Source organism: Shewanella ulleungensis, assembly GCF_014648315.1.
Taxonomy (GTDB): domain Bacteria; phylum Pseudomonadota; class Gammaproteobacteria; order Enterobacterales; family Shewanellaceae; genus Shewanella; species Shewanella ulleungensis.
Genome location: NZ_BMQW01000009.1, coordinates 95,414 through 119,259 on the forward strand (window position 1 = coordinate 95,414; position 23,846 = coordinate 119,259).

Below are 23,846 nucleotides of genomic sequence, written 5' to 3' on the forward strand. Positions count from 1 at the left end.
ATACTATTTGGCTTCAGCAATCTCGGTAAGTGCAGTTAATGCAGCGTCGTAATCTGGGTGTTCACTCACTTCACTCACTAACTCGTGATATTTTAAAATGCCTTGCGCATCAATGATAAAAATAGAACGAGCAAGCAGACCACGGTCTTTAATTAGCAAACCATATTTTTCACCGAAGTCACGCCAAACAGAATCTGACAATACGCTAATCTTATCCACGCTTTCCGTTTGGCAAAAACGTTTTTGAGCAAAAGGTAAATCTTCACTAATGGTAAGCATTACAACATCTGCACCAAACTGGCTAAATTCTTTATTAAAACGCTTGGTTTGTAATGCACAAACCCCGGTATCTAGGCTTGGTACTGCACTGATTAGTACTGTTTTACCTTTAAAGTCACTTAAGCTCACAGGATTAAACTTTTCGTCAACCACTTTAAACAATGGGGCAGGAGTTCCAATGCTGGGTATTTGACCTTCAAGTGCGACAGGATTTCCACCCATTGTAATCATGGTCTTTTCGCCCGCGATAGTAAAACTACTGACAATAGACGCTGATACTAAAGTCATTGCTGCAAGGGTCGTGATTAATTTCATACAAACTCCTAGTATAAAAAAACCAGCAAATGCTGGTTTTTATTTATAAACATACGTTGCCGTAATTTATTTTGCTGGAACTTCTTTCACATGTAAATCCATTTGTGGGAATGGAATTTCAATTTCAGCAGCATCTAATGCATTCTTGATTTGCTCAAGTAACTCAAAACGAGTTGGCCAATAGTCACCAGTACTAACCCAAGGACGAACCACAAAGTTAATAGATGAATCAGCAAGTTCGGCTAAACCAATTGTGTAACCAGGATCTTTTAATACAGATTGGTTGCTATCAAGCACGTCAGCGATGACTTTCTTAGTTACTGCGATATCAGCAGTGTAAGACACACCGATGGTTAAATCGATACGACGCTTTTCTAATGCTGAATAGTTAGTAATTGTGCCGTTCATAATCGCAGAGTTTGGTGCAATAATCACTTTGTTGTCACCAGTGCGTAAACGAGTTGAGAAAATAGTAATTTCATCAACAACACCTGCAACACCAGCAGCTTCAATAAAGTCACCTACACGACATGGACGGAATAAAACCATCAACACGCCTGAAGCAAAGTTTGATAAAGAACCTTGAAGCGCTAGACCTACCGCTAAACCAGCAGCACCAATAACAGCAACTAATGACGCAGTTTGAACGCCTACTTGGCCTAATGTCGCTATAATAGTGAATACAAACACCAATGCCCAAGCTAGATTAGCTACAAATGATACGACAGTGGCATCTACTTTACGGCTATTTAGTACCTTTATAGTCAAACGTTTTGCAACACCTGCAAAATATTTACCAATAATAAAGATAACTATTGCTGCTAAAGCCTTAAGACCATAAGTCATAAAAAACTCTGGTGCTTGCTCTATCAGACCATCTAAACCTTCTAAACCTTCTAGGTTTTCCATTTTTCTCTCCCTTAAATAAGCAGAATTATTCTGCCGAAATGATGAACTCTACACGCCGGTTACGCTGTCGCCCTTCGACTGTGGCATTATCTGCTGCCGGCTTTTTGTTACTCATACCAACAACTTCAATAGATGTTGGCTGAAACTGGTATTCATTAATCAATAAATCTTTAATTGCATTTGCACGTTTTAGAGATAAAGCCATATTAATCGCTTCACCACCAATGATATCGGTATGCCCTTCTAAACGAACGCTTACTTGAGGATGTTGCTCAATGTATTGTTGAACCCTAACTAATGTTGGCCGTTGAGTCAGCAATACGTTCGCTCTATCGAAGTCAAAATACACAGGTTGAAGAATTGAACCAAAACAATCAGCTGCGACATTTACATCTGGTTGTTGGCGACATTGCTCTGCAATTAATGCGGCATTATTGGTCACCGTTGCGCCAATGTCGCCTTCATCAAACTCATCGTCATCGTCGCCATCTTCATCAACAACCAAAATTTCAGTATCGATACAGCCATTGGCCATGACTACAGTATTAACAGGTGTTTCTTTACAGGCATCTTTCTTATCCGGGACACCATCAAAATCGGTATCGACCCAAGCAAATGCGTTGTTAATAAAAAAGCTGATAATGATCAATGTCAAAGTACGAACGATAGTCATAAGAACCCCTTCGACATAGTATCGAGATGCGTTAAGAAATGACATTTTAACTGTTTATCAACAAAATTAAAAGACAATACTTAATAATCAATACCTTGCAAAACTGCTTTCACAAAACTGTCTTCAAAGTATGATAGGTTCATCGGCCGCAGGTAAAAAAACATAACCAATTCACCGTTTACTTTATAAACAAAATTTACAACTCACTAACAAACAAGCATTTTATTTTTTTGCATTGACACAATTTATAACAGGGTTAACCACTCTGTTCCCCGCATTAACATTGACTTTATCGCCTCTAAAAGGGTATATAAGGTTAGCTTTTTGGTGTTTGGTCAGCTTTTAGCATCAAAATGACATAATCTCTTATAAAAATTAACCAATAAAGTCGCTCAGTCATGAAGTATTTGCAATTTTCTTGTTTCTACAAGAGTAAATTGTAACCTCATTATTAGACGATAAATGCAAACAAATAATTTCTGTGTCGACATTTTCGCACAGGCAATCACAAGCTTAAGGTGGAAGACTTAATGAGTGAAGCAAAACCAGAAGGAACGATGTTTGGACACCCTAAAGGGCTGTTCTTACTATTTACAACGGAATTATGGGAACGCTTTAGCTACTACGCTATGCGCGCAATCCTAGTACTTTATTTAGTGGATAAAGTACAAAGTGACCAGGCTGGAGGAGGCTTAGGCTGGACTGAAGCTGATGCATTGTCATTGTACGGTACCTTTACAGGCTTAGTATATTTAACCCCACTGATTGGTGGCTGGTTAGCAGATAACATATTAGGTCAGCGCAAAGCCATTTATATTGGTGGCTTGTTGATGGCTGTAGGTCAATTTACCTTAGCTGCACCACATAGCTGGATGCCTGGACTAGAAACCACAATGTTTTATATTGGTTTAGGTACACTGATTATAGGTAATGGCCTCTTTAAACCAAACATTTCAACTATGGTTGGTGATCTATATCCAGCAGGAGACCATCGTCGTGACGGTGCCTTTACCATTTTCTACATGGGTATTAACGTAGGTGCTGCACTCTCAGGCTTTATCGTAGCTTGGGCTTATACTTCATTCGGTCATGAAGTTGTTATCGACGGCCAAAACGTATTTATCAATAACTGGCAAGCAGGTTTCTTCTGCGCTGGTGTTGGTATGATTATTTCACTTATTATTCAATTTTTCTTTGCACAAAAACTACTTGGCGACATCGGTACTGTACCTGCTGCTAAAGTAGAACAAAGAAAGAACGAAGCCAAAGGCGAAGTTCGTAAAGAACCATTAACTAAAATTGAACGAGACCGCATTAAAGTCATTATGATCATGGGTCTATTCACTATTATTTTCTGGGCAGGATTTGAGCAAGCCGGTGGGTTAATGAACTTGTTCACTAACAACTTCACTGACCGTATGATTGGCTCATGGGAAGTTCCAACCACTTATTTCCAATCACTTAATGCTATTTTCATTGTTGTTTTTGCGCCAGTAATTGCTTCTATTTGGATCAAACTCGGTAAGAATGAACCTAACTCACCAATCAAATTCGCATTAGGTCTATTCCTATTAGCAGTTGGTTTCTTGTTCATGATGGGTGCCGTTTTAGAAATGGGCGGCGACGCGTCTGTTAAATCAAGCATGTGGTGGTTAGTCGGTGCGTATTTCTTCCACACAATGGGCGAACTATGTTTATCACCTATTGGTTTATCAATGGTGACTAAGCTTGCACCACTGCGTATTGCTTCTTTAATGATGGGGGCTTGGTTCCTATTTATTGCAGCGGCAAACAAAATTGGTGGTTTAGTGGGTTCATTGATTGGCCACGGTGGCGCAGTTGAAGAACAGTTAGCAAACGCAATGGCGATCTTCGCAGGCATCGCTATCACAGCTGTTATTTCAGGTATTATCTTATATTTAATGTCAGATAAATTGGTTGACTGGATGCACGGTGCAGAGAGCAAACATGATTCTGAAGAAAAAGCATTAGAAGAAGAAATTGCTGTTACTGCAGAACATGAAGCGATTAAACGCTAATACAGTAAATAATTAATTTGATGAGTTAGCACTGATTCATCATCAATCAAAATCCCCTTCAAGGCTTCTTGGAGGGGATTTTTTTTAAGAACACTTAGCTAATGCTAATGGCAAGACAGCTGCATAAAACCACCAGCATTCATATCAGACTGATAAATTAAGCCTGTAAAACGATTATCAAGTAATTGTTGTTGATGTTGCTGATGAGACGTGCCGATACACAGTTTCTCATCTATCAATAAGGTACGTATTTGTATGCCTGCCTGATGCCAATTAACATCGCCTAATTGAAGCGCACTCGGTAATACTAAAGGCATCAGGTGATTATCATGCCTTAAATAACATCGTAAGCCATTTCCAGCTTGACCAACTGACACTAGGTATTTCTGTAAATCAACGCACACATAAATAATATCTGCCAAAATATGTAACCCAGAAGTCACCATGCGTTTATTTAAATAAGAGAGCATATTTGCAGGTTCAATTAAAGTTGTACTTAGGCCATTTCGAAACAATTTAAGTTTTTGGTTAACGAAGCTTCGCAGTAACACACAGCCAAAAGCAGCGCTGTTATCTTCTGGATGGAAATGTGCCATATACATCACTAAGTGATGCTCCCCGACCATGGTAGAGTCGATAAAATATGCACTTACATCATTATTTTTAAATAAACTGTAATCTATAAATGCATGTGGATAATCCACATGAGAAGCGGGAAAGAGCTGTTGTTGAACACTTTTAGCTGCATGTGCGTTTTGTTCGAGCAACAGCAAGTTATCGGTTAATTCTTGATAGGACAGCTCATTCATTTCATGTAAATGTGATTGCCCTGAGGCATTCATTGGTGTTGCCGCTGTGAGCATCGCCTGAATAATTGCATGTTCAATAATAAATAAGTCAGCAATCGGTTTAGTGAGATAATCACTCGCACCAATACGTAATGCTTCAACAACATCAGACATGACATCGTTACCCGATACCACAATGAAAGGGACTGCCGGATTAATACTTTGCATTTGTTTAAGCATAGTAAGACCGCCAAGACCTGGCAGACCAAGATCGGCAATCACAATATCAAATATCGATTGGGAAAAAGCAGATACGCCTTCAAGGCCGTCGCATGCTTGATGCACCCGAGCCCCTTGTCCTTGCAGAAAATCGGCAACGACTTGACGAAATATCGGGTCATCCTCAACAAAGAGAATATCGACATCAGTTAACGCCATACTACAACCCCGCAGATGTTACTGTCGGGGTTGTTACACACTCCGACTATTCTAGCTCATCTAGAAATTCATCAAGTAACTCATCGTTTTCTTGATTTGACGGCATATCGCCATCATAAACTTTGTAATCCATATGCTGTAAATAAGCATCTTTAGCAAAAGCATAAGGATCAAGAGCATTGTCTAGTAACCTTTCTTGATCAATCGCTTCAGCTCGCGAATGCAGTCCCTTAAGACCCCATTTCAGCACAGACTGCCAAAAAGTCAGTTCTGATAAAGGAAAGTATAGACTATCAACCCAGTCTGATGCGATTTCTCTTGTCACAAAAGGGCCATAAAAAGGCGCCATAAAATATGGACCATTTGGCACACCGTAATATCCCAAGACTTCGTTAAAGTCATCTTGTTTACGTGGCATACCCATCATTTCAGCAACATCGATTACCCCAAGTAGACCGATTGTGGTGTTAACGGTAAAGCGTCCGCCAGCATTTGCCGCCCAGCCCCATTTACCTTGTAGGGTATTGTTGACAAGCGAACTAGGTTCTTCCAGATTATAGACAAAGTTAATCACTCCAGTTCTTATCGGATTAGGCACATAGTTCTTGTAACCATGAGCGACCGGCCTAGCGATATATTTATCTAAAAATAGATAGTTAAAATCCCACATTGTGCGGTTAATTTCTTCAAACGGATCGCGAGGATCGTTATAAGTAATTTCAATCGCAGGTTGTGGTGTTGTGGCAACTTGAGGCGCTTCACTCTCGGCATACACAGGTATACTAAAAGCAACAATCACCTGAAGTAATATCCATTTATACTTCATACAAACTCTCTTTAAATGACAAAAGGGGTTACTCAACAAACTGCTATTTTTGTCTTTTTATTAAAGCAATTTTTGTTCAAGTCGATATAATTTAACGGGCTTCAGCAAGGATTTGCCTTGATATTTTATTCCTGCAGCACATTAAGCTTGTTCCTGTTACCAGCAATCATCAACACAATAGACACTTTGTTGGAATGAATTGCCCCAATATGGGTAACAAGAACGCTAAGGATACTGTCACTGTTGACAATATCAATCAAAAATTTGTAAAAGATAAATATTCCAATAACTCTTTGATTGATTTTAAAAGATATTTTGGTTTGTTTGCTTAATAGGATATTTATGGTTTTGCCGATAATTAATACAGCAACGACGGTAACCGCCCCTGCAACACCAAAACCTGCCAGTGCAAGTCAAACCAACACACCCGAAAATCAGCAACCTCAAAATCTATCTGCGACCACTAAAAACATTGAAGCCAATATAAAATCCGATCTTTCAACATTATTGTTGCCTGTTCACATACAACAAAAACAGACATCAAGTAGCGCCCAAGTTAATGTGAGCATTCAAGAGCAGCAGTACCAGCTCAATAAGACCGTCGAATTACAAAAATTATTGCAGCAAACCGTTCAAGTTGTCATCTCCAGTGATCAAGCTAAGCTGGTCGCAAAGGTTGCAGCAACTCAAATAACGACATCTGCAGAATTAGCTCAACAAGCTACCCAGCAGCAAACAACACAACAAACCGCTTCGAGTATAAAACCAATCTCGACTCAAATCATTTTGTTAGCACAAACAGTGCAATTAGCTTTACCGCAATCGTTAACTGAATTAGCCAAACAAAATGGCGTATCGACACAGCAATTAGCCTCTTTAGCATCTAGAGCTCAAGGTTACCCTTTACCCACTGCGCTAATCGCACAAGGTCAACTAACATTTACCGATGGACCAAGTCTTAAGCTACCTAACAATATCGTATTAAACGACGGCCAATATCTTGCAAAAGTGGTCGTTAATCAACAACAATTACAACTCGCATTAACCCCTGTGATTGGAGAAGTAAAAGTCGATTTGATTAAGCAAGCGCCAGTAATAGCATCATTGCAGCAAGACAATATCGTGATAACTAAAAATGAACCTGCACAGATTTTAAGTCAGTTTTTAAAAAAACTCGAAGCGACGCCACTCCCTACTGCAAACACAAATCAAACAGGCATCAATAAAACCGATTCAAGTGCAATGCCAATAGCAACAGCAAACCCAGTGAATACGATGAGTCAAGGTTCAAAGACAAGTGAAAATATTCAGCAAGGGCAAATTGCTACGTCAACAAAAGCCGATACGTTGAGTGTAAAAACTGGTAACTCGAATATACCAAATAATATTTTACAGCAATCACCTGCGCAGCAGAGCACTCTGCAAGGAAAAAGTAATATTAATGATGTCAATGTAACAGCCGCGAATCTTAATACTGTCGAAGTAAAAGGCAGCCAAAATCAAGCATCAGCTCAAGCAACACTTCAACCGACGGCTAACAAAGATCCTCAACCAATAGAAGTATTAAACAAGGCATTGTCTAAAGCCGGAGCAATGCCTATAAAACAACAACTCGCTTTGCAAATCCCTAATAGTCTAGCCACTGAATTACTAAAACATTTACCGCAGATGAGTCCACACCCACTGAGCGCCTTGAGCGACCCAAGCTTACTAAGCCAAGAGCTTCTAAGCCTTGCGGGATTAAACTTAGCGCAAACATCATCACAGGCGAATAGTTCAGTCTCTTCTACCCTCTATTCTGGTGGAGCTATAACAACACTATTTCAACTGTTATTAGGGGTAAAGGCAAAAACGACAGGCTCAGGGATAAGTGCAAAATTGCAAGAGCATCTCAATCAAATACAACAACGTACCCTCGCTAAGTTATCGGGAAATTCAGGCTTATTAAGTGCACTTGATAAACTTGGAGGAGCGGATTCTATGGCACAACTTGCCGGCAGTATCGCAATGTATCAACAAGCGAGTGCCGATCCTAACCAAGCTTTGACTTGGTACTTTGCTCTGCCCTACTCAATTAACCAGCGTGATGAGCAATTTGAAGGGAAATTCGAACAAGAAAATGAGTTAGATAAAGACAAAGTTAATGGTTGGAAATTACAATTAAAATTTAATTTAGCACAAGGCTCGTTACTCATTTGTGCCCACAAACAGGGCGACACACTCGACATACAATTTAAAGGTAACAGCCAAGCATTATTGTCAAAGGTCGATAATTTTAATGGTGCCTTAGCAAGTAAAATTAGCCAAATAGGTTTAACACCTGGCACATTTAGCACCCAATTAACCCAAATTCCCGCAACGCTATTGCCAGGGGATCATTACTTAGTTAAGACAAGAGCTTAGTTAAGACAAGGGACTAAATATGAATGACGAATCGAAAAAAATTCAACAAGCAGTGGCACTCAGTTTTGACGGTAAAAGTGCCCCTAAAATTACTGCCTCAGGTAAAGATCTCGTTGCAGAAGAAATCATAGCGATTGCAAAAAATGCTGGCATACATATCCATCAGGATCCGCACTTAAGTGAATTTTTACAATTACTAGAACTCGGAGAAGAAATCCCCAAAGAGTTATACTTATTGATAGCAGAACTCATCGCATTTGTTTATATGCTCGATGGTAAATTTCCTGAGCAATGGAATAATCTCCACCAGAAAATTGTTGCCCAAGCCTAATGGTTAACATGGAAAAAGTATGAACAACGCACTTATGCGTTTATATTAAAGTTTAATAATTTATCTGAGAACGAACATCATTTTTTATAATAAATCTTTTTCTTTCCAAGATTATTTTTGAACAGAAGTGTTTAGTAGTATCAGTCATGATATGTCATAGGAATGAAAAACGTCAGGCAACATTGCCTTTTAAAGAAAACCTATATGTGTTTGCTTTTTTGCTAAGAACAAGATGATTTAACAGCAAAATGACGAACGAGGTAGATGAATTTGTTGATTGATTTTAATTTGACAGCAAAAGCAGCCAAATACCCTACCGTAACAAAAGAGCTCTCCTATTGACTGCCGGGAGGCTCATATGTGTTAGGTGTCTCATCAACTTGTCATTAGCGATTTCTTAATGTACTTTTCACACGATTAGAGACTATGTCATCCACTGATAGACACTAACGCCTCCAAGTATAATCATTAGTAAGATTCCGCCTCTAGATAACTGGTATACAGCCGAAACCATTGTCCCATGTCCATACCGACTCTTTGATAACAAGTTATAATAAAACTCGTTTACAGACTTCGCATAATATTTAAATATTAGGAAATAGCCTGTCGAAGCTATAAACCAAGTAAATCCCATTAATATAACAGCAGTCGAGACTTCGAATAGCGCTATAAAAATGAAGGGAAAAAAGTAAAATAATACTAACCATGCAATAGCGTAATAATTACACTTTTTTTTTAAGATATATACCCATTCTTCATACTCAGCAATATTTTTGGCTCTTGCTTCTTTACATTCTTTTTTATGTCTACTTTTCTTACCCATTCAAAAAACAGCCTTATATTTTAGTAATCCTATAACGACACATACTTATTTCACTCATAAAGCGGCATTCTACATCCTCAACGCCAAAATCGAGGGAATCCCCAGGTAATCCTTTCAAATTTAAAAATAATAGACACAAATGTTGCTATCAGATCCAGGGATCGATTCTCATCGGTTAACAGTACCGACTTAAATGGCAGCCCCTCTTTGCGCTGCATATTCCAATGTTTGGCGTAGCAATTGTTGGCGTCATACCTATTTTCCCAAGGCCGTATAAGAGCGTGTTTTTAGCTCATCAACGATACGAATATTAATGGTTCCCATAATCAACACCGTAATTACAAATGTAACTACGCCGCATGGATTTGCAGTGCAAATACCAGGCACAAAATGTTATCAAATAGCGCATCTATGGTGAAGCGCCAAAAAATATCAAACTACTACATAAAATCACAGCGCTACAGCAAAAATTGAAATGAAAATTTTGCGATGATAAATACCCCACCCAAACCGAGTCCGCCCAGGCATAAACCAGCTAATCGGTCTTGATCAAATTCAAGCCAATCGTTAAATGCCGCATAGAATCGTAATGAAATGCCGTACAACACAATGACAGCGAGTGATAGAAAACTATACAGATAATGCTCAGGGTAAAAAAACGTTAATAGCGGAATAAATGCCAACAAATAATCACAGCCTTTACGATCAAAGTTGGTTTTGGTTTCAATGGCAATATCTAACAACATTTGCAGTGGGAGTAAGATCACGAGTAAGCCAAGTAACAGAAAAAAGTCCATGCTATTCCTTTAATCCATCACACACTTTAACGAAGTTAAACTGTGTATAAATAATTTGTATCTCATGAATAAAGAACAACTAGTAACGGGGTTTATTTCAGCACTTGTTAAGTGATAGTCACTGCGCTCAGGCAGAAGTCGACGCAGCATAAACACTACAGCTGTAAAGGCTGTAGATATTTGGGTTCGATAATTTAGGTATAGCGAAGAATAATCCATTATAAATTCCATTTAAACATAACCGTCCATCACAAATTTATGCATCTCATCCAAAGACTAAATTTGTTTTAACAATTACCTTATACCGTACTATTAAAATATAATCAATGTGTTACATAAAAACTTATCCATTATTATTCTTTAACAGTGACATAAAAAAACATATCAGGACATATCACAGATTTAACTCAACAAAGTTTCTCAATATAATTGTTTTGCATATTATGTTCACTTTTTGTTGTTTAAATTTATATTGCACGCAATCATAATGCGGGACTTGGTAATCTCTAACGCTCGTTATAACAATAAGCCATTCAATTTAAGCTGCGAAATAGCTTGATGAGCCACGCGAATAAAATGAGAAAACTATGCTGATGAAAAAGAATCTATTGTTCACTCTCTTAGGGCTAACATGTTTACCTGCTGCGCAAGCTCAAATGATCGACTTTGACGATTACGGTCCGTTAAGAGTGTATGCACAGTCGCCAATGCAATCGATCAATCACACCCCACTATTGCGTTCAGGTTTTTCGTTGCCAAATGGGCAACGCGAATGGTACATCACAGCCAATATCGCGAGTATGTGGTCTGAATCAGATGTACTACTGGCCGATTACTACCAAAATGCGGTCACTGGTGGCGTAAAGTGGCAGATGTCTGATGCTCTGATGTTAGATATTAATTATCGATGGGGATTTAGCGCTGATAACCATCTAGACTCGCTAACGATGTGGTTTCACGATGCGTTTGGATTTGATCAAAATGGCCGACAAAACCAAGCTAAACATCAAAACCAAATACAATCAAAAGAATATGGTATTCACATTGATGATTTAAACGGTGAAACCCTCGAAAATGCTTTAACAGCATACTTAGGTTACCAACTCGTACAAACTGAGCGTCATGGATTATCTTTAGGCGCTAGCCTATATTTCAAATCTGTCGATAGTGGTCCATTTGCTGAAGATTCATTTGCGCAAAGTATCCAAATAAACTACAGCTACAAAAATGGCCCACATAATGTTAATTCAAGCTTTGGCGTCAGCTTTATTGAAGACACCGAGTCGATATCAACTAATCATTATGACTCTCGTTTCACCAGCATTGGGATCGGTTATGAATATCGAACTGGACGCCATGGTTGGTTAGCCGAAATTCACCGATATGAAGGATTGGTAAGCTGGGATGAGAACTTCTCTGATGCATCGCATGAAGCCTTACTAGGCTATCGTTACTACTTAAATACCAGTGCAATTGAATTCACGCTGGTTGAAAACTTTGAGAATATGGATAACAGTGCAGATATTGCTTACACGCTGGGATATCGTCATAAATTTTAATCAACAGGGCAATATGTTGCCCTGCGATAACCACTAAACTGCGGTCAATTCTGCTATTGAAACCTGTGTGCCAAGCACTCTATTTCTGCCGCGCTCTTTTGCTAAATAAAGCTGTTTGTCGGCAGCTTCAATTAATACTTTTTCAGGGATATTTCTTGTGGGCACTATCGTCGAGACGCCCGCACTTACCGTCACAAAATGAGATACTGTTGAGGTTTCATGTGCAATTTTAAGCGATATAATGCTGTCGACTATTTGCTGGGCCACATAAGTGCCTCCAACTAAATCGGTATTGGGTAAAACACAAATAAATTCTTCACCACCATAGCGCGCCACTAAATCATAAGGGCGGTTAACGGTATCTTGTATTTTTTGGGCTACTTTTCTTAAACAAGTATCGCCTTCAGTGTGCCCATAGGTATCATTAAATAGCTTAAAGAAATCGATATCTAATAAAATAATCGTCAATGGTTGTTGCTCACGACAACCTTGCAGCCAACTCACGGGTAACACCTGTTCAAACTTACGCCTGTTTGCGACTCCCGTTAAGCCATCTAGCAGAGCAATGGCACGAAGTAAGTCGGATTGTGACTTTAACATAAGTTGATTCTTAACCCGTGCTTTGGTAATGACTGGGTTAATGGGTTTATGAATAAAATCTACAGCCCCTAAGTTAAATCCTTTAACTTCTTTTTCTTCATCAAAATGTCCGCTAATAAAAATTACCGCAATATCTTGTGTTTTGGGGTCGTTTTTAAGATGAGCGCAGACATCGAACCCATTAAGGATTGGCATTTCAATGTCTAATAACACCATATCTGGATTGACTTTTTTACACATATCAATCGCTTGATGCCCATCTCTGGCCATATAAATATCGTAATCATTTTGCAGTAATTGATGCAATATTTTAATGTTGACGACTTGGTCATCAACCAACAGTATTTTTCCTTTTACAGGAGCAACACCAGAAATATACTCATCTATGAACACGCATCACTCCTTAATTATCGACTTTAGGGTATCGATAGCATCCAAAAACTCGAGTTGACTCACCTGAGATTTTAATCTTGACCAATTCTTATCTGTAGCCATATTATCTGATAATTGCTCAAGATAGCCAATTGCATCTAAATTTTGCTCAACTAATAATGCCATTAACCTATCTATTTTATCTGGCCCTATACTGGTTATCGGCAACAATGGCACTTTATCCAACTCATTTGCTGTTAGCACCGCAGTTTCATCAGGGAATAAAGTATCGAGCACATGTAAACTGTCGTTAATTTGTCCCTGGAGCTGCCCCAAATAAACATCCGCATCAATTTGAACATTATGTTTTATATTCTGTTCAAGCTGTGCGGCAAAAGCGGCTAAACGCTTTGCACCAATATTACTGGCAGTACCTTTGATAGTATGAGCAATAATGCTTATTTTATCGGTGTCTTGTTGTTTAAATGCTTGAGTTAACGCCATTAACTGCTCTGACATTTCCACAGCAAAATGGTGTTTTACATCAATAAAGAACGCTAACTCACCACCAAAACGCCTTAATATCGACTCAGGACTTTCAATAATTACATCATCGTCGCCTGTAAGCTCATCAGGTAACTCAATAAATGCTTTTATATCATTAACACCGCCCAATGAAGGTACATTTTTCCCTAACAAGCCCAACATACAAGGCAGTAAACGCGTCATGTCAATCGGTTTGCCGATATGCTCATTCATACCAGCATCAAGACATAATGCTTTGTCTGCTAAAGAAGCGTTTGCTGTCATCGCTAATATCATCAAATCATTAAATCGACCATCTGCACGGATTAAACGCGTTGCCTCTAAGCCATCCATATCAGGCATTTGCATGTCCATAATAACAATATCAAATACATTGTTAGATTGGGTCACCCACTCTACGCCTTCAACACCGCCTTTGGCTAATGTAACAATCGCACCTTGTAATCTAAGTAACTCATCAATAACTTGACGATTGAGTTGATTATCTTCAACCACCAGCACTCTAATTCCTTGCAAGGCTAAGTGGGTCACTTTTTTACTTTCTAACGGTATTTCTTCACCACTAATAGCCTGATGCACGGCCTCAAGCATTAAGTTAGCCGTAATCGGCTTGGTTAACATATTAACAAAAGGTTGTTGATCATACTGCTTGGTTTGCTTCATCACCTCAGAGCCGTAAGCTGTAAGCATAATAATGGCGGGAGCGGAGCCTTCTGGAAACATTAATTGAATATGTTGTGCGGTTTCTAGACCATCCATTTCAGGCATGCGCCAATCCATAATAATCACGTCATAATGGTTGGTTGCATGTAAACTTTGGTCAATAAGATTAATAGCCTGCTTACTGTTACTCGCTTCGTTAACATAAGCACCATGAGCCATCAGTGTTTTTGACAAAATTTTACGGCTCATTTTACTGTCATCAACAATAAGAATATTTTTACCTTGTAAATCAATATCGAGATAAGTGTTTTTCATCTCGACCACAGAAAAAGACAAATCAAACCCAAAACGACTGCCTTGGCCAACCTCACTATTTAAGGTTAATTCCCCGCCCATTAACTCCACTAAGCGCTTAGTGATAGCAAGCCCCAAACCAGTGCCACCAAATCGTCTTGAGGTGGATGACTCAGCTTGCACAAAGCCTTGGAATATTTTACCTGCTTGTTCTTTGCTGATACCTATACCACTGTCTGACACTGAAATGTTAAGTTTGACTTCATCCTGGCTAAGTTGATGACAATGCACTCCAACAATCACATGCCCCTGTGAAGTAAACTTAATGGCATTACCTGCAAGATTTAATAACACTTGGCGTAAGCGCAGTTCATCGCCTTCAATAAGGTATGGAATGTCTGGGTCAAGGTCAAAAATGACTTCTATGCTTTTGCTATGAACATTGGTTGCCAACATGACAGCCAGTTCACGCATTAAAGTTTCCATTTGAAATGGATGAACATCAAGATCAAGTTTACCCGCATCAATTTTGGAGAAGTCCAATATGTCATTTAATAGACCCAACAAGGATTTTGCCGCGATTTCCGCTTTGGTGACGTAATCGAGTTGTTGTCGCGTCATATCAGAATGCTGTACTAATTGAAGCATACCTAATACCGCATTCATTGGTGTACGAATTTCATGACTCATATTGGCTAAAAATGCTGATTTAGCTGCACTCGCGGCATCTGCATCCTGTTTGGCTAAGCGCAAAGTTTGCTCGAGTTCGCGTTGCTCAGTGATATCTCGATTAATCCCAACGACACGAACAGCTTTGCCTAGTTTATCGTAACTGATTTGCGCGCCAGCATGGATATAACGCACCTGATTTGCGCGATTAAGGATTCTAAATGTTGGTTGATAAGTCGAATGGTTTTCAATGGCCTGTTGTAATGCTTGCTCTGCCATATAAAGATCATCTGGGTGAATACGTTGCTGCCAATGTCGATAATTAAGGCCGTCTTTCTGTATCTCTTGAGGATAGTCGTACATCACAAACATACGATCATTCCATTGCAAATTTTCCGTTAATAAATCTAAATCCCATATACCCAGCTCTGCAACCTCAGCGGCTTTAATTAATTGATTGCTGGTCGACATTAACTCTTCTTGCTGTTTCAACATGGTATCGATATTAACGGCAACCCCAAGGTAACCAATAAGTTCACCAGACTCATTACGCATTGCGGTAACAGATAAAGATACCTGGCATTGGGTATAATCTTTACGAACATACGTCCAGGTTCGCGTTTCAGGGCCAAAGTTTCTGGGTTTATACACAAAAACATCAAACGCACTGATCTCTTCACCAAATTCTTCGCTTAATTCTTTACCTCGTTCCCTAACCTCAGAAGGCACATGCATTATTGCCGGACTCATTTTACCAACAATTTCACTCGCACTATACCCAAGCAACAACTCAGCACCGCGATTGAACATGGTAATAACGCCTTCGCTGTTTGTTGAAATAATGGCAATTTCAGATGCCGCAGCAAGTACATTGGTTAATAATGAGGTCAGTTTAAGATTTTCAAGTTGCGTGTGTTTACGTTCAGTAATATCAATTCGCAGGGCAATACAGCGCTCTAACTCTCCATTGTTATCAACAATAGGGGTGATGAGTGTATCAAACCATTTAGCCTCCCCCTGCTTGTCATGGTTACACACTTCACCTTGCCAACTTTTACCCTGATTAATGGTATCCCACATGTCTTGCCAAAACGCATCATCATGCTGACCTGAATGCAAAATAGAATGTGTTTGGCCAATCATCTGCGCACGGGTATACCCTGATGCAATACAAAAATAGTCGTTTACCGCCAATATTACGCCATCTTTATCTGTTTCAGAATATAAGAGCTGTTGGTTGATATTATCGAGTAAGGTTTTATTTTCTGACAAAGCTTGCTGCAATGCTTGCGTGCGTTCAGTGACTTTTAGCTCGAGGCTGGCATTTAAACTTAATATTTGTTTTTCTGCATTTTGTTGCGCGGTAATGTCTCGAATAGTTTGACTCACACCAGTAATGACACCAAATTCATTGTAAATGGCTAACGAGGTCATTGTGGTTGTGAGGAGTTCATTATCTTTACGTTTATGATAACCAATAAAATTTAATAATGGTTTACCGCTTAACACGTGATCAAAATGTGCGTTATCTTGACTTTGCCCTTCATTAGCAACAATAAAGCCATGTTTTTTAAGACCAACAACCTCGCTATGGGTGTAGCCAAAAGTGAGTTCAGCACCTTGATTCCACCCTGTGACAACGCCATCGCAATCGTAACTAATAATGGCATCTTGTGAATGTTCTAATATATTTGCGCGTCGTTCATTATCGGCTAAAACCAGCTGTTTTCGACCTAAAGTATAACTATAAAAGGCAAGAAAAGACGCCAGCAATAAACTCAATATAAAGCCGTAAATAAATATAATGTTAGGCGAGGTTAAATGCAATTTACTGACAAAGTTAGGGTAAGCAACTAACGATAATTGCCAATTACGGCCAAAAACCTCACGTTCAACAGTCACGATATACTCAGTTAAAGGGCTTGAGTCATCGATGTGGGTTTCGTAAAAGGTCACTGTATTGGCAGTATCAGTAATATCTTTGACCAATAACTTAGTATTGGGTCGCGACAACGACAAGTCGCCAAAAACTTCATTGGCCACTAATGGAGCATAACTCCAACCAAAGGCTTGTTGCTCTCTTAACTCTGGCGTATCAGGGGTTCCACCTGTACGATATATAGGCATTAAAATTAAAAAGGCTTGTAATGGATTACCAGTCGCTTGCACTAAGGTAATAGGCCCGGTTAATCTCACCTCCCCAGTTAAAATAGCATCTAAAGCCGCTTTTTTACGGTTTGCTTCGGAGGCAATATCTAAACCAACGGCGGAAAAATTACGCTCTACAGGTTCAATATACTGAATGATATAGCGTTCACCGTTATGGGCGTTAAGCTGCCTAATTTCGAACGTAGGCCAGTCATCTAATTGCGCTGCGCTAATAAAACTGGCTTCGTCAGTCACACTCACTCGCCGAATAAACCCAAAACCTCTAGCGCCAGGAAACTCCTTATCGATATCGCGCGTCTGAGTGTATTTATTAAACCCTTGCCGATTAATCCCATCTTCACCTGCGGTAAAAATAATACCGCGAGCACTGCGTAAGCCGTACTGATATAACTGAATACGGTCAGTAATATTATTGACGACTTGCTCTGTAACAGCATTAAGCTCATTAACAATGATGTTATTATTTTTATTTTTAACACTTAAAACGACGCCCACACTAATGACTAAGCCAAAAGCGAATACTCCGACACCCAATTTAAGCGCGTTTTTATAATTAGCAAATCTAGTCATGTTTATGTGAGTTTCAAGCTACGGATGGTTAACTGTGGACGATAAGGCAGTTTTTTACAAGCTACACATTGAAAAACAAAGTATTTTCCAAGTTAAAATCACGGTAAATACTTAAGGGCATAGTTAAGATAAAAGTTAAGAGAAAAGTTAAGGCCAGTTGCTCTCTAAGGCTACTTTTACAGTGAATTGTTGACCAGTCATTTAGGCTCCGACACTGCGGTATCGCGACTCAGCGAAAAAGTCGATTACCCAGTCAAACGGCCCAAAAACATTACCCGAAGGATTCGGCTAAACCAGTTTTACTCTGTGTTTAATAGCTTTCTCAGCACCAATCGATTCATCTCAGTGAACACCGTGTTTAACTTGATACCATTCAACTTGCAAAAATCAGCAACGCCTAGCATTTCGTATACCAATACCGAGAGCCTATTAAAGAAGTTTTGTGATTTACCGATAAACTGTAAATACCTAAACAAGAAACATCTAAACAAGCGTTTCCACTATCGATTATAGCGACTTAACATATCAGCCCTGATGTCAAAAATGCTGCAAATGTTATGCAAGGTACTATGATTTAAATATGATTTAAAAAAGCTGACTAATTGTATATCAACTGTTCATATGATCATGAGGTTTAAGGATAGAAATGAGAAATATCAAAATTGGCAAATTGTTGTTACTGGGTTTTTCAATTCCTGTCATTGCTATTATTGGATTAATGTTACTGTCATTGTCACAGATGAATACCATTAACCAACAATCAACAGAAATCTCAACTAATTGGCTTCCTTCAGTACAATTAATTGAACGCATCAACACCCAAACAGCAGATCTGCGTAACGATGAAGCTGTCCACATTATTTCGACAGACTCTCAAACAATACAGCAAGCAACCAATGCGATTAACCAAAAGAAACAACAAATAGAAAAAACCATTAACGACTATAGAGTGCTTATATCTAGCCCTCAAGAGCAAGCGCTTCTAGATGAGTTTGACGAGCTTTATCGTCAATATCTAGCCATTCAAATCGAACTCCTGCGTCTATCTGAAAACAATGATAATGAAGAAGCAAAAACCATGTTTTTGGGTAAATCATTAGCGGCTTATAGTAAATACTCAGAAACACTGCTCAAGTTGTCAACGTTAAATGAAAATGGCGCTATTACGGCAAGTGAATATGGCGACGTAATTTATAGCCGTTCTATGACGATCATGGTGGTAGCGGTAGGTGTTGTCGCTATCATTATTATTTTTATGGCATTACGCATCTCCAGCCTTCTTGTTAGTTCAATTACAGTCATACAACATGCGATGATCAGAATGTCTCAAGGTGATTTGAGTGTACGTATTGATAACCAAGGTGAAAATGAACTTGGAATACTGTCAGATTGTTTAAACAAAACCTCTGAACAATTTGCAAAATTAACTCAACAGTTGATCACCGTGGCAGACACAGTAGATAGCTCGTCACAAACATTGGCCTCCACCATGGAGCAAGCCGACAGCAACTCGCAAAACATGTTAATGCAAGTTGAGCAAGTCGCAACAGCTGTCAATGAAATGTCGAGCACCGCAATGGACATTAGCCGAAATGCTACTGAAGCAGAATCGTCAGCAATTGAAGCGAATCAAAGTGTCGATAAAGGCCATCACGCTTTGCAAGAGTCAAATAAAATCTCGGACAAAATCAACCACTCTATTAAAGAGTCAACTGAAATCGTCAATCAGTTAAAGAGTTACTCAAACGAAATTGGCGCTGTTATTGAAGTCATTAATGGTATTTCTGAACAAACCAATCTATTAGCACTTAATGCTGCAATTGAAGCCGCACGCGCTGGAGAACAAGGCAGAGGTTTTGCTGTTGTTGCTGATGAAGTGAGAACATTGGCAGGTAAAACGCAAACCTCTACCATCAACATTCAAGAAATTATTACCAAACTGCAAAACCAAGCATCCAAAGCTGATGAATACATGCAATCAAATGCATATTTAATTGATGAAGCCCAAAAAATTGCTCAAGAAGTACGGGACTCCTTCTCAGACATTGCCCTATCGGTCTCTAGAATCTCAGAAATGAACTCTTTAGTCGCAACCGCTTCAACAGAGCAATCAAGCGTAACGGATGATATTTCTAAAAATATTACCCAAATGGTCGACATGGTGAATCAAAATGTCGCGGGAATTAGTCATAGCTCTAAAGCCAGTATCGATTTATCAAAGCAATCATCTAATCAGAAAAAAGTACTTTCATTTTTTACTATCAATTAATTATTGAGCATTAAAAAAGGCTACCCCAGGTAGCCTTTTTGTTAATTAGGGATTCATTATCTGCCCACAGTCGTCTCTGCTAAGGCATCAAATTGGATAATATAGTAACGTCCATCACTCTTATCTTCTTGGTTATTCACTGCTGGAGATAAGTGTAATTTATTAACTGCTACGAGAATTTTACCGTCAGTAGTGGTGGCAAAACCGTCTGCCCAACTCAATTTATCAGCGTCTTGGTATAAAATATGGTACTGGCGATCCGTATCAATATACCCAACAGCATTGTGAGTCATGTCAGTGACATAAATGTTACCGCTGTTATCTATTGTAATACCATCACTGATAGGCTTGTTGGCATAAAACTCTACTTTGCTACGCAACATATTGGCCGAAATTTTAGCATCTAATAAATATTGGGTATGCACGCGATACAACTTCTCACCACTCAACGCGCCAAAATAAACCCATTCATTATGAATGTCTAATGTAATAGAATCGACGCCAATACGGATAGGTTGCTCACCAATCGATAATGTTTTGCCATCAATCACTGCATCGATATCTTCAGGGCGTGTATAAACAGTGCTATCGAGAACTCTACGTGCATTACCTGTCGTTATATCAACCACAATTAAGCCTGCATTATCGCCACCAGCAGGGTCACTGATGTAAATAGCCTCATGATCGCGATCGACCGCTAAGTCATTCAAAAATGAATTAACCGGCAATACTGCTGCAGTTAACTCAATTGTTTTATAAAGTTGGTTATTTAACGTATCCCAACCGATTAAATGCCCTGCTCGGTCATGCCCAGTGGCCGTTTCAAGCATCCATAAAATCCCTTTTTCATCGACAACAACGCCGAGTACAGGGTTAAGCTTTTGATTAAAATCGCGATTAGGATAATCTATTATCGTACCGTCTTGCTTAAGCTCTACGATTCGAGCATCCACACCATAAAAGTGGTGATTACTCATAAAAACACGACCTGTCGCAGATACTGCAATATTACCCGGTGGATGCTGTTTATCTAACTCTCGAAAAACAGAAAATTCACCTGCATTCACACTGATTGCCGTAACACTTAATAAAGCGAGCAGTAATACGACAAAAATGAGCCTTAACATAACGAGGATCCCTATTGAATAATGAGTCTAGCGAGCTGTAATGATCAACGACACGCACAAACTAACTCATATCGTTCTTATTTGAATATGCATTCAAGATAATCATTTTCAAGCTTAGAAGCAAGCTTTTTTGAACAATCATTCAAGTGGTGTTATTATTATAAATAAGCCTCATGGATAACTCATTCAACTAGGCTAATTGAAATATGCAGTAGGATTTAGGAATAAGCGCTATGGCGAAGAAGAATTATCAACGTGAAGACGTATTAGATAAAGTTATTACTTTATTTTGGCAACAAGGCTATGCCGCATCAAGTGTCCAACAGATTACTAAAGCGACAGGATTAAAACCGGGCAGTATTTATCATGAGTTTGAAAGTAAAGAAAAGCTGTTTCAGGAAGCATTAGCTCGCTATGCCTCGTCCTCAATTGGCTCAATTCACCAAAAAATGGCCAATACCTCGAACGTCAATGAAGGTATCAAGCAAATATTGACTGATTTAATTGAACAGTCAAAAGCGTGTGATTACTGCGGCTGTTTTTTAATCAAAACACAACTTGAGTTGGCATCGCAAGGAAATAGTTTATACAAGTTTGCCTCAGAGCAATTAGCCAACATAGAAAAAATTTATACCCAATATCTAAGCCTAACCTACTCAGAAGTACAGGCTAAAGCTTACGCAGCACAGCTGATGACGGTCATTTTTGGCATTCGTATATACGGTTACCAGGCGGACTCGGCCAATACCATCATCCAAACCATCAACGCGCTACTCCCCTGGTTAAATGAGCACTAATGCGATAAGTACAATAAGTGCGATAAATGCCCATTATCTTATTATCAACAACTTCAACAATTTCAACAATAAGTTGTTCAAAAATATCGCTTTTCTTACCCAATAAATTATGGACAGTAGGAATACTCAACTGCTCCTTAGACGCAAGCTCATTAATGGTAAAGGCTTCAAAACCATTATTCGAAATAAGCTCTCTGGCTATAGAGAGTAGTCTCTCTTTTCTTAACGCTTTATTTGCACATAAGGAAGTTGGCATTAATGGTTCTGTCTGACATAACCATTAGCCACAATAAAAATGCCTTTCGAGATCTCATGCCATTTATTTATCTGGTTTTCGTTGGCAGCCACTTTAATGCGTTTTATTACAAATTTCATTGGAGAAACTATTATTTTATGGCACCCTAAATAAAGGCTTTACATGGCATTATTTTACAATTTCTGAGTGACTTATCTTATATGATGTAATGCCTCGCTCTTCAATCAAAAAAGGATTAAGCATTGCTAGCACTCATCAAAAAACACCGAAATAGTACCGCAGAGCAGCAACAGGCTCGGGTTATTTCGTTGTTTTCATTGGTTGGAATGTCAATCACCTTATTGATGGGAATAGTGAGCTTATTTGGTGATAACACAATCCTAACTATCGTCTTGTTTATTGCCAGTATCACGTATTTGCTGGCCTTCTTTTCTGTGAAGCGTTTTGATATTAGTATTAGCGCCACACTCGTGATTTACTCGCTGTATTTATTAATGTTTTATCTGGTCTTTAGTGGCGGAGTTTCCCTAACGGGCCCATTATGGATTTTCATTGTCGCGCCAGTATCGGTTTACGTATTGGGTTTGCGTCACGGCTTAATTAATTTATCTCTGTTCCTATGCATCATCTGCATTATCATATTTTTACCGCAGCAATGGGTTGAGCATGCACAATACAGCAATGAATTTTCGCTCAGGTTGATTATTTCGTTTTTAACCATGTCCTTTTTATCAGCTCTGTATGAATATTCCAGAATGCAAGCCTATATCAGTGCTCTTGAACTGAGCAGACAATACCAAGAGCTTGCTATGCGCGATCCACTAACCAAACTGGCGAATAGACGCAATGCCGCTGCGATTTTGGAACAAGAGAAATCAAGATTACAGCGCAACAATGAACCTTTATCAGTATTATTGTGCGATTTAGACCACTTTAAATTGGTCAACGATAAATACGGCCATAATGGCGGAGACATGGTACTCACCGAGTTATCGGCCCTCTTTAAAGAACAAGTCCGACAGCAAGATTGTGTCGCACGCTGGGGCGGCGAAGAGTTTTTGATTATTCTGCCACAAACATCATCAGAGCAAGCGAGCGTCATCGCAGAGAAAATCCGTAGCAGTGTTGAGCAATACACCATCAACTTTGTTAAACATCAGATCCGCGTCACCATCAGTATTGGCATATCACAGCTTGCTGAAGATCAAACTATTGATGAGCTGATCAACAATGCCGATAAATGTTTGTACCAAGCGAAAACTTTAGGTCGAAATCGGGTTCATCCGACGTAAATACGATTGCCCCGCGAGACGCTGTGCAGTGGTATTATTAGG

Annotated in this window: 18 protein-coding genes; 7 read left to right on the forward strand and 11 right to left on the reverse strand. The window is 39.1% G+C overall.

Features of this window, described 5'->3' with window-relative positions; translation table 11 throughout:
* Positions 1–3 precede the first annotated feature (3 nt).
* The 3 genes from tpx to IEY40_RS15950 all read right to left on the reverse strand — a co-directional run bounded on the left by tpx (position 4) and on the right by IEY40_RS15950 (position 2,176).
* Entirely contained in the window at positions 4–594 is a 591-nt protein-coding gene (gene tpx, locus IEY40_RS15940) for a thiol peroxidase (protein WP_188957897.1), read from the reverse strand.
* A 66-nt stretch (positions 595–660) separates the two neighbouring features.
* Positions 661–1,503, reverse strand: a complete 843-nt coding sequence (locus tag IEY40_RS15945; protein ID WP_188957899.1) for a mechanosensitive ion channel family protein — start codon at positions 1,501–1,503, stop codon at positions 661–663.
* A 25-nt stretch (positions 1,504–1,528) separates the two neighbouring features.
* Complete coding sequence (locus tag IEY40_RS15950; protein WP_188957901.1) at positions 1,529–2,176, reverse strand: OmpA family protein; 648 nt, start codon at positions 2,174–2,176, stop codon at positions 1,529–1,531.
* Between the two features lie 530 nt (positions 2,177–2,706).
* On the opposite strand from IEY40_RS15950, the gene IEY40_RS15955 reads away from it, so the two are divergent.
* Complete coding sequence (locus IEY40_RS15955; protein WP_188957903.1) at positions 2,707–4,215, forward strand: peptide MFS transporter; 1,509 nt, start codon at positions 2,707–2,709, stop codon at positions 4,213–4,215.
* A gap of 104 nt (positions 4,216–4,319) precedes the next feature.
* Here IEY40_RS15955 and IEY40_RS15960 read toward each other — a convergent pair whose 3' ends face one another.
* Both IEY40_RS15960 and IEY40_RS15965 read right to left on the reverse strand, forming a co-directional pair.
* Positions 4,320–5,441, reverse strand: a complete 1,122-nt coding sequence (locus IEY40_RS15960) for a response regulator (protein WP_188957905.1) — start codon at positions 5,439–5,441, stop codon at positions 4,320–4,322.
* A gap of 46 nt (positions 5,442–5,487) precedes the next feature.
* Positions 5,488–6,267 (reverse strand): MlaA family lipoprotein, encoded by a 780-nt coding sequence (locus tag IEY40_RS15965; RefSeq protein ID WP_188957907.1) that lies wholly within the window; start codon positions 6,265–6,267, stop codon positions 5,488–5,490.
* Positions 6,268–6,609: 342 nt separating this feature from the next.
* On the opposite strand from IEY40_RS15965, the gene IEY40_RS15970 reads away from it, so the two are divergent.
* Together IEY40_RS15970 and IEY40_RS15975 are read left to right on the forward strand one after the other, a co-directional pair.
* On the forward strand, positions 6,610–8,670 hold the full coding sequence (locus tag IEY40_RS15970) for a hypothetical protein (protein WP_188957909.1): 2,061 nt from the start codon (positions 6,610–6,612) through the stop codon (positions 8,668–8,670).
* A 19-nt stretch (positions 8,671–8,689) separates the two neighbouring features.
* Positions 8,690–9,001, forward strand: a complete 312-nt coding sequence (locus IEY40_RS15975) for an EscU/YscU/HrcU family type III secretion system export apparatus switch protein (RefSeq protein ID WP_188957911.1) — start codon at positions 8,690–8,692, stop codon at positions 8,999–9,001.
* A gap of 424 nt (positions 9,002–9,425) precedes the next feature.
* Here the strand turns inward: IEY40_RS15975 and IEY40_RS15980 are convergent, their stop codons facing one another.
* The gene (locus IEY40_RS15980; RefSeq protein ID WP_188957913.1) at positions 9,426–9,824 is read right to left on the reverse strand and encodes a hypothetical protein; all 399 of its coding nucleotides are present in this window, start codon (positions 9,822–9,824) and stop codon (positions 9,426–9,428) included.
* Positions 9,825–10,282: 458 nt separating this feature from the next.
* Positions 10,283–10,621, reverse strand: coding sequence for a hypothetical protein (locus tag IEY40_RS15985; RefSeq protein ID WP_188957915.1), 339 nt, complete (start codon positions 10,619–10,621; stop codon positions 10,283–10,285).
* 587 nt (positions 10,622–11,208) lie between these two features.
* Between IEY40_RS15985 and IEY40_RS15990 the strand changes: the two genes are divergently transcribed.
* Positions 11,209–12,180 carry a DUF3187 family protein gene (locus IEY40_RS15990; protein WP_229777134.1) on the forward strand — a complete coding sequence of 324 codons (972 nt, stop codon included), beginning with the start codon at positions 11,209–11,211 and terminating at the stop codon, positions 12,178–12,180.
* Positions 12,181–12,213: 33 nt separating this feature from the next.
* Here the strand turns inward: IEY40_RS15990 and IEY40_RS15995 are convergent, their stop codons facing one another.
* Positions 12,214–13,173 carry a diguanylate cyclase gene (locus tag IEY40_RS15995; protein ID WP_188957917.1) on the reverse strand — a complete coding sequence of 320 codons (960 nt, stop codon included), beginning with the start codon at positions 13,171–13,173 and terminating at the stop codon, positions 12,214–12,216.
* A 3-nt stretch (positions 13,174–13,176) separates the two neighbouring features.
* Entirely contained in the window at positions 13,177–18,063 is a 4,887-nt protein-coding gene (locus tag IEY40_RS16000; protein ID WP_188957919.1) for a PAS domain S-box protein, read from the reverse strand.
* Between the two features lie 646 nt (positions 18,064–18,709).
* On the opposite strand from IEY40_RS16000, the gene IEY40_RS16005 reads away from it, so the two are divergent.
* A complete protein-coding gene (locus IEY40_RS16005; RefSeq protein ID WP_188957921.1) occupies positions 18,710–20,332 on the forward strand; it encodes a methyl-accepting chemotaxis protein in 1,623 nt (540 codons plus the stop codon).
* Positions 20,333–20,388: 56 nt separating this feature from the next.
* On the opposite strand, the gene IEY40_RS16010 is transcribed toward IEY40_RS16005, so the two are convergent.
* Complete coding sequence (locus IEY40_RS16010) at positions 20,389–21,459, reverse strand: L-dopachrome tautomerase-related protein (RefSeq protein WP_188957923.1); 1,071 nt, start codon at positions 21,457–21,459, stop codon at positions 20,389–20,391.
* Between the two features lie 233 nt (positions 21,460–21,692).
* Here IEY40_RS16010 and IEY40_RS16015 point away from each other — a divergent pair, with 233 nt between their 5' ends.
* Positions 21,693–22,256 (forward strand): TetR/AcrR family transcriptional regulator, encoded by a 564-nt coding sequence (locus tag IEY40_RS16015; RefSeq protein WP_188957925.1) that lies wholly within the window; start codon positions 21,693–21,695, stop codon positions 22,254–22,256.
* Here the strand turns inward: IEY40_RS16015 and IEY40_RS16020 are convergent.
* Positions 22,222–22,512, reverse strand: coding sequence for a TetR/AcrR family transcriptional regulator (locus tag IEY40_RS16020; protein ID WP_188957927.1), 291 nt, complete (start codon positions 22,510–22,512; stop codon positions 22,222–22,224). The genes IEY40_RS16015 and IEY40_RS16020 overlap by 35 nt on opposite strands.
* Before the next feature lie 242 nt (positions 22,513–22,754).
* Here IEY40_RS16020 and IEY40_RS16025 point away from each other — a divergent pair, with 242 nt between their 5' ends.
* The gene (locus IEY40_RS16025; RefSeq protein WP_229777135.1) at positions 22,755–23,804 is read left to right on the forward strand and encodes a GGDEF domain-containing protein; all 1,050 of its coding nucleotides are present in this window, start codon (positions 22,755–22,757) and stop codon (positions 23,802–23,804) included.
* Positions 23,805–23,846: the final 42 nt, after the last annotated feature.

Coding starts and splice junctions, on each gene's coding strand:
- tpx (WP_188957897.1), bottom strand. CDS start 594: ATGAAATTAATCACGACCCTTGCAGCAATGACTTTAGTATCAGCGTCT.
- IEY40_RS15945 (WP_188957899.1), bottom strand. CDS start 1,503: ATGGAAAACCTAGAAGGTTTAGAAGGTTTAGATGGTCTGATAGAGCAA.
- IEY40_RS15950 (WP_188957901.1), bottom strand. CDS start 2,176: ATGACTATCGTTCGTACTTTGACATTGATCATTATCAGCTTTTTTATT.
- IEY40_RS15955 (WP_188957903.1), top strand. CDS start 2,707: ATGAGTGAAGCAAAACCAGAAGGAACGATGTTTGGACACCCTAAAGGG.
- IEY40_RS15960 (WP_188957905.1), bottom strand. CDS start 5,441: ATGGCGTTAACTGATGTCGATATTCTCTTTGTTGAGGATGACCCGATA.
- IEY40_RS15965 (WP_188957907.1), bottom strand. CDS start 6,267: ATGAAGTATAAATGGATATTACTTCAGGTGATTGTTGCTTTTAGTATA.
- IEY40_RS15970 (WP_188957909.1), top strand. CDS start 6,610: ATGGTTTTGCCGATAATTAATACAGCAACGACGGTAACCGCCCCTGCA.
- IEY40_RS15975 (WP_188957911.1), top strand. CDS start 8,690: ATGAATGACGAATCGAAAAAAATTCAACAAGCAGTGGCACTCAGTTTT.
- IEY40_RS15980 (WP_188957913.1), bottom strand. CDS start 9,824: ATGGGTAAGAAAAGTAGACATAAAAAAGAATGTAAAGAAGCAAGAGCC.
- IEY40_RS15985 (WP_188957915.1), bottom strand. CDS start 10,621: ATGGACTTTTTTCTGTTACTTGGCTTACTCGTGATCTTACTCCCACTG.
- IEY40_RS15990 (WP_229777134.1), top strand. CDS start 11,209: ATGCTGATGAAAAAGAATCTATTGTTCACTCTCTTAGGGCTAACATGT.
- IEY40_RS16000 (WP_188957919.1), bottom strand. CDS start 18,063: ATGACTAGATTTGCTAATTATAAAAACGCGCTTAAATTGGGTGTCGGA.
- IEY40_RS16005 (WP_188957921.1), top strand. CDS start 18,710: ATGAGAAATATCAAAATTGGCAAATTGTTGTTACTGGGTTTTTCAATT.
- IEY40_RS16010 (WP_188957923.1), bottom strand. CDS start 21,459: ATGTTAAGGCTCATTTTTGTCGTATTACTGCTCGCTTTATTAAGTGTT.
- IEY40_RS16015 (WP_188957925.1), top strand. CDS start 21,693: ATGGCGAAGAAGAATTATCAACGTGAAGACGTATTAGATAAAGTTATT.
- IEY40_RS16020 (WP_188957927.1), bottom strand. CDS start 22,512: ATGCCAACTTCCTTATGTGCAAATAAAGCGTTAAGAAAAGAGAGACTA.